This is a genomic window from Streptosporangiales bacterium (assembly GCA_009379825.1).
Lineage (GTDB): Bacteria > Actinomycetota > Actinomycetes > Streptosporangiales > WHST01 > WHST01.
In genome coordinates this window covers 1-9,481 of sequence record WHTA01000127.1, presented here as the reverse complement: position 1 = coordinate 9,481, position 9,481 = coordinate 1, and the positions used below count along the sequence as shown (strand labels likewise).

8 protein-coding genes and 1 pseudogene are annotated in these 9,481 nt (G+C 69.9%); 3 read left to right on the top strand and 6 right to left on the bottom strand.

The genetic code is table 11. The annotated features are described in order from the left end of the window. Positions 1–119: 119 nt before the first annotated feature. Positions 120–386 (bottom strand): pyridoxal-phosphate dependent enzyme, encoded by a 267-nt coding sequence (locus tag GEV07_29710; GenBank protein ID MQA06704.1) that lies wholly within the window; start codon positions 384–386, stop codon positions 120–122. Positions 387–858: 472 nt separating this feature from the next. Here GEV07_29710 and GEV07_29705 point away from each other — a divergent pair, with 472 nt between their 5' ends. After that, on the top strand, positions 859–1,137 hold the full coding sequence (locus tag GEV07_29705; GenBank protein MQA06703.1) for a hypothetical protein: 279 nt from the start codon (positions 859–861) through the stop codon (positions 1,135–1,137). A gap of 1 nt (position 1,138) precedes the next feature. Beyond that, positions 1,139–2,662, top strand: coding sequence for a sodium:solute symporter family protein (locus GEV07_29700; GenBank protein ID MQA06702.1), 1,524 nt, complete (start codon positions 1,139–1,141; stop codon positions 2,660–2,662). Between the two features lie 42 nt (positions 2,663–2,704). On the opposite strand, the gene GEV07_29695 is transcribed toward GEV07_29700, so the two are convergent. Together GEV07_29695 and GEV07_29690 are read right to left on the bottom strand one after the other, a co-directional pair. Beyond that, the gene (locus tag GEV07_29695; GenBank protein ID MQA06701.1) at positions 2,705–2,902 is read right to left on the bottom strand and encodes a hypothetical protein; all 198 of its coding nucleotides are present in this window, start codon (positions 2,900–2,902) and stop codon (positions 2,705–2,707) included. Between the two features lie 104 nt (positions 2,903–3,006). Then, positions 3,007–3,213: a hypothetical protein gene (locus tag GEV07_29690; GenBank protein ID MQA06700.1), complete on the bottom strand. Its 207-nt coding sequence runs from the start codon at positions 3,211–3,213 to the stop codon at positions 3,007–3,009. Between the two features lie 121 nt (positions 3,214–3,334). On the opposite strand from GEV07_29690, the gene GEV07_29685 reads away from it, so the two are divergent. Next, positions 3,335–4,288, top strand: coding sequence for a DUF3048 domain-containing protein (locus tag GEV07_29685; GenBank protein ID MQA06699.1), 954 nt, complete (start codon positions 3,335–3,337; stop codon positions 4,286–4,288). Here the strand turns inward: GEV07_29685 and GEV07_29680 are convergent. The 3 genes and pseudogenes from GEV07_29680 to GEV07_29670 form a co-directional block, all read right to left on the bottom strand. After that, positions 4,285–5,157, bottom strand: a complete 873-nt coding sequence (locus tag GEV07_29680) for a DegV family EDD domain-containing protein (protein ID MQA06698.1) — start codon at positions 5,155–5,157, stop codon at positions 4,285–4,287. The two genes, GEV07_29685 and GEV07_29680, sit on opposite strands and share 4 nt — an antisense overlap. A 139-nt stretch (positions 5,158–5,296) precedes the next feature. Beyond that, positions 5,297–8,182: a leucine--tRNA ligase gene (locus GEV07_29675; GenBank protein MQA06697.1), complete on the bottom strand. Its 2,886-nt coding sequence runs from the start codon at positions 8,180–8,182 to the stop codon at positions 5,297–5,299. Positions 8,183–8,368: 186 nt separating this feature from the next. Continuing rightward, a pseudogene (locus tag GEV07_29670) lies at positions 8,369–9,437 on the bottom strand (winged helix DNA-binding domain-containing protein). Positions 9,438–9,481 lie beyond the last annotated feature (44 nt).

The following is a 9,481-nucleotide window of genomic DNA, read 5'->3' as shown; positions in this document are numbered from 1 at the left end:
TTTATCTCACGCAACACGCCGGCTATAAAGTCAAGATTCGGTTATTACAAGAAATCCGGCGCGTCCCGGAAACGCCGAATAGCAGCCACTACAAGAGCCACGTCAACACACCGCGAGTGTCACGAAATTTGTGCCAGAACCAAGATGACGCAGCGCATCCCGGCGCGTGCCGCGTACGCCGCGAGCGAGGCGCCGTGGTTGCCGGTGGACGCGGCGACGACGGTGTCCGCCCCGACGGCTCGCGCCGCTGATACGGCCAGCGCGCACAACCGGTCCTTGTGCGACCAGGTCGGGTTCGCCGACTCGTTCTTCGCGTACAGGCGCGGGACGCCTACCGCTGCACCGAACCGCGGCAGCGGCACCAACGGCGTGCCGCCCTCGTGCATCGACACCACGTGCGGCCCGGTGACGGGCAGCGCGGACGTCCAGCGCCACAGCCCGGGACGGTCTTCGCGACAGCCACGGTCGATGCCCGCGGCGACGCGTCCGGCCGGTACGTCGCACACGTAGTTCGCCAGCGCGCCGGCTGCACGGCACTGCGGACAGCCCAGGTACACCGAGGGATCGGCCGGGTCGGCGGCACGTCCACAGCGCGGGCAGCGAAGCGGTGCAAGGTACTCCGGCAAGGCGGCGATCGACACAGCTCCTCCCGACTCGCTACCTCTGGCAACTACGTTCCGTTGCTTCACGCGCGACGGCGGCCGGGCACGCGTGGTATACCAGGTCGGCACGACGCGCGGGCACGCGTTCGGTCCGCACGTACCGGCGTCGACGCTGACGCCATCACACGACTGCGGGACGGCTCGGGACCGGGTCCCCGCCACCGCGGGCAGCTCACCCGCACCGAGGAGGCGCTCGATGAGCAGAAGACTTCGCCGCGACACCATCGTGGTGGTCGTGGCGCTCGGGATCCCACTGCTGCTGGTGAACCCGCCGATCATCGGCTGGGTCAGCGACTACGCCGCGAGCAACCCGATCACGCTCGGCCAGCCGACCATCTGGTTGTGGCTCGAGCTGTGGTACGCAGTCATGCTCGTCGAGCTCGTGCTGTTCGCGGTCAAGCTGCCTTCGTGGCAGGCACACACCTTGGAACACCAGGTGGAGGAAGTCACCGACCGCGACAGGCAGGAGGGCTGACATGCCGGGCTGGTCCATTGGCATCGGGATTCTCGTCCTCTATCTGCTGGCGGTCCTCTACCTCGGGTACCGCAGCTACCGGGTGTCCGACCACAGCCTCGCCGACCACGCGGTCGCCAGGCGCGGTGGTTTCGGCATCCTCGTCCTCACGCTGACGTACGCCGCGACGTTCCATAGCGCGTACGCGCTCACCGGCATCGTCGGCTTCGCGTACACCGACGGTGTCGGCTTCTGGGTGAACGGGCTCTACCTGATCCCGCCGGCGTTCCTCTTCTGGTTCGTCGGCAAGCGGTTGTGGCTGCTCGGCAAACGGCACGGCTACCTGACCCTCGGCGACTTCATGTCGCACGTGTACGGCAGCCGTCTGGTCGGGTTGCTCGTGGCGTTGCTGCACACGGTCTTCGTCGTGCCGTACGTGACGATCCAGCTCACCGGGTCCGGCTACATCTTCGACACCATGACCGGCGGGCGCATCCCGTTCGCCGTCGGCGCCGCGGTGATGCTCGTCATCATGGTCGCCTACGTCATCGCCGGTGGCCTGCGCGCGGTGGCGTGGACCGACACGGTGCAGGGCATCATGATGTTCGTCGCCATCCTCGGCGGCAGCCTGTACGTCGTGCGGGAGACGCAAGGCAGTGTCAGCATGGCGTTCGAGCGGCTGCGCGAGCAGACTCCGGAGTGGTTCACGCTGCCAGGTCCCGCGGGCACCATCGACCAGGCGCACTGGATCTCACTGTGGATCCCGCTGGCGCTCGGGTTGTTGCTCGGTCCACAGCTGGTGATCCGGATCTTCAGCGCACGGTCGCTGCACGTGTTGAAGTGGGCGAGCGTCGGCGGCGCCGTCTACATCACGGCGATCTACGTCTTCACCCCCGCCGTCGCCGCGTCGGCGCGGGTGCTGTTCCCGAAGACCGACAACGCCGACCAGATCTTCGTGAACATGCTGTGGGACAACCTCCCGGTCGTCGTCGCCGCACTGGCACTCGCGGGCGGCTTCGCCGCGTCGATGTCGACGGCGGACTCGCAGATCCACGCGGTCAGCTCCACCCTCGCGGTGGACGTCTACGAGAAGTACGTGAACAAGCGGCGCGACCCGGTGAAGACGAAGCGCCTGATGTACGTCACCCACATGATCGTCGGCGTGGCGGCGTACTACTTCGCCATCACCAGCCCGGCGCTGTTGATCAGCATCCTCACCGTCGCGTTGTCGGGCGTCGGTCTGCTGGCACCAGCGGTGTTCGGCGCGCTGTACTGGAAACGCAGCACCGCGGCCGGTGCCGTCGCGTCGTTCGTCGGTGGGCTGGCGGTGCTGCTGCTGACGTCGTTCGTGTGGACGGACCCGTTCGGCATCGGCGTGCTGCCCGGCCTGTGGGGCCTGGCGACCGGCACCGTGCTGTTCGTCGGGGTGAGCCTGGTGACCAAGCCGCGCAACGACGTAGCGGTGGAGACGCAGCGCTGGACGTCCGACTTCCTCGCCCGCGCCACCGACGCCAGCAAGCCGGCGAAGGCCACCTCGACCGAATGAGTAGCGGTGTGCCCCTCGGCTCCAGCCGAGGGGCACACCGCCTCACGAGCGTTCGCCGCCCTCTTTCGGTGCGCGGGTGGTCCGACCGGCCTGCCGACGGTCGTCACCCCTGTTCGGCAAGCCGCGGCTCTTTATGCGCTCCGGGTCCCTACCGCCGCTGCGGCGAACCGCGTTATCGAGCTCCTTCTTCTTCTCCGGGTCGTTGTCCGGGTTCGCCCGTAGCCCATCGAGCAGTCCCATGCCGTCCCTCTCTGTGTGTGGAAGCTGACAGGCACTGCGATACGCGTCACCCGGGACGCGTTCGGCTCGTGGACCGTGAGCTACACCACTGGGACGGCCAACGGTTAGTCCCTGCTCTTGCCCCGAGGGTCCTGCTTACCCGTGGTACGACCGCCCGGCTCTCTGCTGCCGTCCCGATCCGTGTAGTGCTGGTGCCCGCGGCGTTGAACCGTCTCCCGCTGGCCACCGCCGCCTCGGCGACGCGCGTTGTCGAGCTCCTCCTGCTTCTTCGGGTCCTTGTCCGGGTTCGCAGGTTTCCCCCTGATCGCCATGTGCCGTCCCCTGTCTGTGTGTGGAAGTGGAACGGCACTGCGATGTGCGTTGCCAGGGAGGCGTTCCTTCGGTGGGAAGTGACCTACGTCACTCGCACGGCGCGGGCTACGGTGGAGGATCATGAGCACTACATCGCGGCACCTGGTCGCCGTCGCGCTGGCCGCGGCGCTCGCCGTCGGCGTCGGGTGTCAGCCCGCGGAGGACGGCCGGCGAGCGGAGCCCACGCCCACACCGAGCGACACCGCCAGGTACCGGCCGGGCAAGCCGGCACTCGCGGTGAAGCTGGACAACGTGGGCGCCGCGCGGCCACCCAAGGGCCTCGGCGCTGCCGACATCGTGTACGTCGAACCGGTCGAGGCTGGCCTCAGCCGGCTGCTCGCCGTCTTCGGCACGCGGCAGCCGAAGACCGTCGGCCCTGTCCGCAGCGCGCGGGAGTCCGACCTCGAACTGCTCGAACAGTACGGGCGCCCGGCATTCGCGTACTCCGGTGCGCGCTCGTCGGTGCTGCCGGACATCCGCCGCGCGCCGCTGGTCGACGTCTCCCCCGCGCGCGCCGGCAACGCGTACGTCCGCGACGGCTCACGGCGCGCGCCGCACAACCTGTTCGCGCGGCCGGCACAGTTGCTCGACCGCGCCGACAAGGCGAAGCCGCCGCCGGACATCGGCTTCAGGTACGACGACGCGCCCGCGGGCGGCAAGCCCACCGCGAGCCGCACCGCCGGATACCGGGCGTTCGACGCGAAGTTCGACTGGTCGAAGGCGAAGCGCCGGTGGCTGGTGTCGATGGACGGCAAGCCGCACCGCACCGCCAACGGCGCGAGGTCGGCGGCGGCCACGGTGGTCATCCAGTACGTCGACATCGAAGGGCGCGGCCCGAAGGACAAGTTCGGCAACGTGTCGCCGTACGTCACGACCACCGGGTCGGGCCGGGCCGTCGTGCTCAGGGACGGCAAGGCGTACCAGGCACGCTGGTCGCGCCCGACTGCCGGCGAGGGCACGAAATACACCACGAAGTCCGGCAAGCGCATGCCGTTCGCCCGCGGCCAGACCTGGGTGATGTTCGCCGCCCGCTAGCCGGACGCGTGCGGCCGGTGCCTGGAGACGGTCACGGCGATCATCCCGGGCCCGACGTGCGCACCGACGACGCCGCCGACCTCGCCGGTGAACAGCCGGCGGTGCCTGGGCAGGCAGTCGCGCAGCCGCTCGGCGAGCTGGCCGGCGCGCTCGGCGCCGGCGAGATGCTGCACGGCCAGGTCGACGACCGTGCCTGGCGCGCCCGACGCGGACGCCACGGCGATCTCCTCCAGCCTGGTCATCGCCTTCGCCCGCGTCCGCACCTTCTCCAGCAGCGAGATCTGGCCGTCGTGCACCCGCAGCAGCGGCTTCACCATCAGCGCGTTGCCCATCAGGCTGGTGGCCATGCCCATCCGGCCGCCGCGGTGCAGGTACTCCAACGTGTCCACGTAGAAGTAGACATCCGTCGACGTGGACCGCTGCGCGGCCACCTCGGCACAAACGGCCGCGTCGGCACCGGCCGCTGCGGCCTCCGCGGCGGCCAGCACGCCGAAGCCCAACCCCATGCCGATGCGCTGCGAGTCGACGACCTCGACGGGCACAGGCGCCGACTTGGCGGCCAGCCGCGCGCTGTCGAGGGTGCTGGACATCCGCGCGGACAGGTGCACGGACACCACTGCGTCCGTACCGTCCTCCGCCGCCCGCGCGTACGTCTCGGCGAACCGGTCCGGCGCGGGTCTGGACGTGCTGACCCGCCGCCTGTTGCGGAGCGCGTCGGCCACGTCCGCCGCGGTCACGTCGATGCCGTCGGCACCTGGCACGCCGTCGATGAGGACGGTGAGCGGCACCACCGTGACACCGTGCCGTGCCACCTCGACCGCAGGCAGATATGCGGTCGAGTCGGTCACCACTGCGACGCGTGTGGCCATCCCCCGACAGTACCGGCGCGCTCCGCGCCCTCCGCGACCGCTTCGCACGCTCGCCTACGGCACGTCTCGCGCGGACACAGCAACACACCTACGCGACAGGCGCGAGCCGTACCTCCGGCGAGCTCCTCAGCTCTTTCGCTCAGACGACGATGCTGACCATCCGGCCTGGCACCACGATGACCTTGCGCGGCTCTCGACCGTCCAGCGCGCGCTGCACCCCTTCGTCGGCCAGCGCGGCGGCACGCACCTCGTCCTCGGACGCGTCCGCGGCGATCTCCACCCGGCCACGGACCTTCTTCGCCACCTGCACCGGGTAGACGACGGTCTGCGCGGCCAGGTAGCTCTCGTCCGGCTCGGGGAACGCCTGGTAGACAAGCGAATCACCGTGTCCCAACCGCTCCCACAGCTCCTCCGCCAGGTGCGGCGCCAGCGGCGCAAGCACCAGCACCAGCGGCTCCGCCACCTCCCGCGGCAGCTCGTCGACCGCCTGCGTCAGGTGGTTGTTCAGCTCGGTGATCCGCGCGATCGCCGTGTTGAACCGCAGCCCCTCGTAGTCCTTACGTACGGCGTCGATGGTGCAGTGCAGCACGGCACGCGTGTCGGTGTCCGCCTCCGCGTCGACGACCTGCAGCTCGCCGGTGTGCTCGTCGACGACGTTGCGCCACACCCGCTGCAGCAACCGCTGTGCGCCGACCACCGCCTGCGTCTCCCACGGCCTGGACGCATCCAGCGGTCCGGTGGACATCTCGTACACCCGGAAGGTGTCCGCGCCGAACTGCGCGCACATGTCGTCCGGCGTGACGATGTTCTTCAGGCTCTTGCCCATCTTCCCGTACTCGCGCTTGACCGGCTGCCCCTTGTAGAGGTAGATGGTCTCGCCGTCGCGGGTCTCCGTCTCTACCTCTTCGGCGGGCACGTAGACGCCGCGGGAGTCGGTGTACGCGTAGGCCTGGATGTAGCCCTGGTTGTACAGCCGGTAGTACGGCTCCTTGCTCGACACGTACCCCAGGTCGTACAGCACCTTGTGCCAGAACCTGGCGTACAGCAGGTGCAGCACGCCGTGCTCGACGCCGCCGACGTACAGGTCGACGCCGCCTGGGTGGCTGCCGCCGCGCGGCCCCATCCAGTACGCCTCGTTCTCCGGGTCACAGAACGTCTCGGCGTTCTCCGGGTCCAGGTAGCGCAGCTCGTACCAGCAGGAGCCGGCCCACTGCGGCATCACGTTGGTCTCGCGGCGGTACTTCTTCTGCCCGTCACCCAGGTCCAGCGTGACCTCGACCCAGTCACCCACGCGCGACAGCGGCGACTCCGGCTCGCTGTCGGCGTCGTCCGGGTCGAACAGCCGCGGTGAGTACTCCGGCACGTCGGGCAGCAACACCGGCAGCTGCTCGTCGGGTACGGCCACCGGACCGTGCTCGTCGTGCACGATGGGGAACGGCTCGCCCCAGTAGCGCTGCCGGCTGAACAGCCAGTCGCGCATCTTGTACGTGACGGTGCCCTCGCCGTGGCCGTGCTCCTCAAGCCAGGCGATGATGCGCTTCTTGGCGTCCTCGACGCCCAGCCCGTCCAGGCTCAGCCCGGTCTCCGGGTTGCTGCTGTTGATCGCCGGGCCCTCGCCGACGTACGCCTCGCCGTCGAAGTCGGCCGGCGGCTGCACGGTGCGTACGATCGGCAGCTCGTACTTCTCTGCGTACGCCCAGTCGCGCTCGTCCTGGCCGGGCACGGCCATGATTGCCCCGGTGCCGTAGCCCAGCAGCACGTAGTCGGCGATGAAGACGGGGATCTGCGCGCCGTTGGCCGGGTTGGTCGCGTACGCACCGGTGAACACACCGGTCTTCTCCCGCGCCTCCACCTGTCGCTCGACGTCGCTCAGGCCACCGGTCTGGGTGCGGTAGGCACGCACTGCCTCCTGCGGCGAGGCGGCACCGCCGGTCCAGGGGGCGGGCAGGTCGGCGGCGGGCCAGGCGTCCGGCACCAGCTCGTCCACCAGCGGGTGCTCGGGTGCCAGCACCATGAACGTCGCGCCGAACAGGGTGTCCGGCCGGGTGGTGAACACCTCGATACCGCGCTGCTCGCCACCGGACGTGGTGGCAGGGAACACCACGTTGGCACCGTGCGAGCGGCCGATCCAGTTCCGCTGCATGGTCTTGATGGCGTCCGGCCAGTCGATGGTCTCCAGGTCGTCGGTCAGCCGGTCGGCGTACGCGGTGATGCGCAGCATCCACTGGCTCAGGCTGCGCCTGAACACGGGGAAGTTGCCGCGCTCGCTGCGTCCGTCGGCGGTGACCTCCTCGTTCGCCACGACCGTGCCCAGACCTGGGCACCAGTTGACCGGCGCGTCCGAGATGTACGCCAGCCGCCTGTCGTCGACGACGGCGCGCCGCTCGGCCTCGCTCAGCTCGGCCCACGGCCGGCCGTCCGGTGTCGCGCGCTGCCCGGACTCGTACTCGGCGACCAGCTCGCCGACCGGCCTGGCCCGCTCCTGCTCCTCGTCGTAGAACGACTCGAACAGCTTCAGGAAGATCCACTGCGTCCAGCGGTAGTAGCCGGGGTCGATGGTCTCGATGCTGCGCCGCCAGTCGAACCCCAGGCCCAGCATCCGCAGCTGCCTGCGGATGTTCGCGATGTTCCGCTCGGTGGTCACCCGTGGGTGCTGGCCGGTCTGCACGGCGTACTGCTCGGCCGGCAGCCCGAACGCGTCGAAGCCCATCGAGTGCAGGACGTTGTACCCGCGCATCCGCTTGTACCGACCGAACACGTCGGTGCCGACGTACCCGAGCGGGTGCCCGACGTGCATGCCCGCGGCGGACGGGTAGGGGAACATGTCGAGCAGGAAGAACTTCTCCCGGCCGCGGATCGCCTCCGGTTCGGCCATCGGGCCCGCCGGGTTCGGCGCCTCGTAGACCCGCTCCTTCTGCCACCGGTCCTGCCACTTGCTCTCGATCTCGTTCGCCATGGCAGGCGTGTAGCGGTACGGCGTCTCGTCCGGCGCCTCCCGCCCGGTGCGCGCGTCGGTCGCGCTCATGGTGGAACTCCTCGTTTCCTCGGCAGATCGGCTGTCGAAACGAAAAGACCCCTCGCACAGGAGGGGCGGCCGCACTGACTTCGGATCTTCCGGTCCGTCAGTGCGGCTGGCGAAGGAGCAGCCGAGCTCGCATGCATTCATGCTACTACACGCGGCTACGGCGGCCCCGTGACCAGGGCTGCCGGCTCAGTCGGCGGCGAGGACGCGCACCTCGTGGTCGGCGCCGGGCGCGGCGAAGCGCAGCAGCCTGGCTCCCTCGGCCCCGACCGTCGCCTCGTGCCGCTTCGACAGCCGGCGGTACGGGGTGACCAGGAGCGTGGCAGCACCGGCCGACCGGTCGACGCGCCAGGTGCCGCGTACGAACCCGTCGACGAGGACGGTGCCGGGGAACACTCCGTTGACGGAGAAGATCACCCGCTTGCGGACCTCCTCGGCCATCACCCGGGTGCGGTCGGCGTGCGAGAGCAGCAGGTTGTCGTACTCCGGCACGAACCGGACGGGGGCGTTCTCGTCGCAGTCTGGCCGCGGCGCGTCCGGCAGGTCGAACAGCGCCCGGCCGTGCTCGTCGGCGAACTCGCGCAGCTGCGGCCGCAGCCGGTCTACGACCTCCTGCAGGCTGGTCAGGCCGCACCAGGTCTGTACGTCGGGCACGCTGGCCGGCCTGAACGCGGCCAGGTACCTGAGCACGAGCTCGTCGATGGTGAGCCGGCGGCCCACCTCACCGCCCAGCCACACCTGGGCGGTGCTGAGCACCGGCTGCCCGCTCCTGCCCCACACGGCCCGCGGCGGCACCTGCACCATCGGCAGCAGGTTGCGCACCCCGTACGCCAGCGACCCCGGCGGGTTGTGCGGCCACCGCTCGGCCAGAGCCGCACCGAGCGCCTTGTGGGACAGCGAACGCTCGGCGACCGCGTCGGCACCGGCGACCGCGAGCTCGTCCGAGGTCCACGCCGGCGAGGGCAGGCGTGTGCGTCGTGTTGCCGCGCAGGTCGCGGTCGAAGACCGGCTGCACTAACGTTCGTAGCGCCACGCAGTCACGCGCCGAGACCAGGTGCACGGTGCCACGCATCAACGCGACCCGCACCACGCTGCGGTCGAGCAACAGGTCGGCCAGCTGCTCTGGGCGGAAGCCCGCGAGCCTGCTCCACAGCCCGTAGTACGGCGGGAACGGTGCCTGTGCCTGCAGCCCGATCAGGTGCTCCACGGCGTCGAGCGCGCTCGTCTCGTGTCTCGCGAGCAGCAGCTGGCGCGCCAGCGTGGCGCGGTTGAGCGCACGGACGTCGAGTACGTCGGCACGCC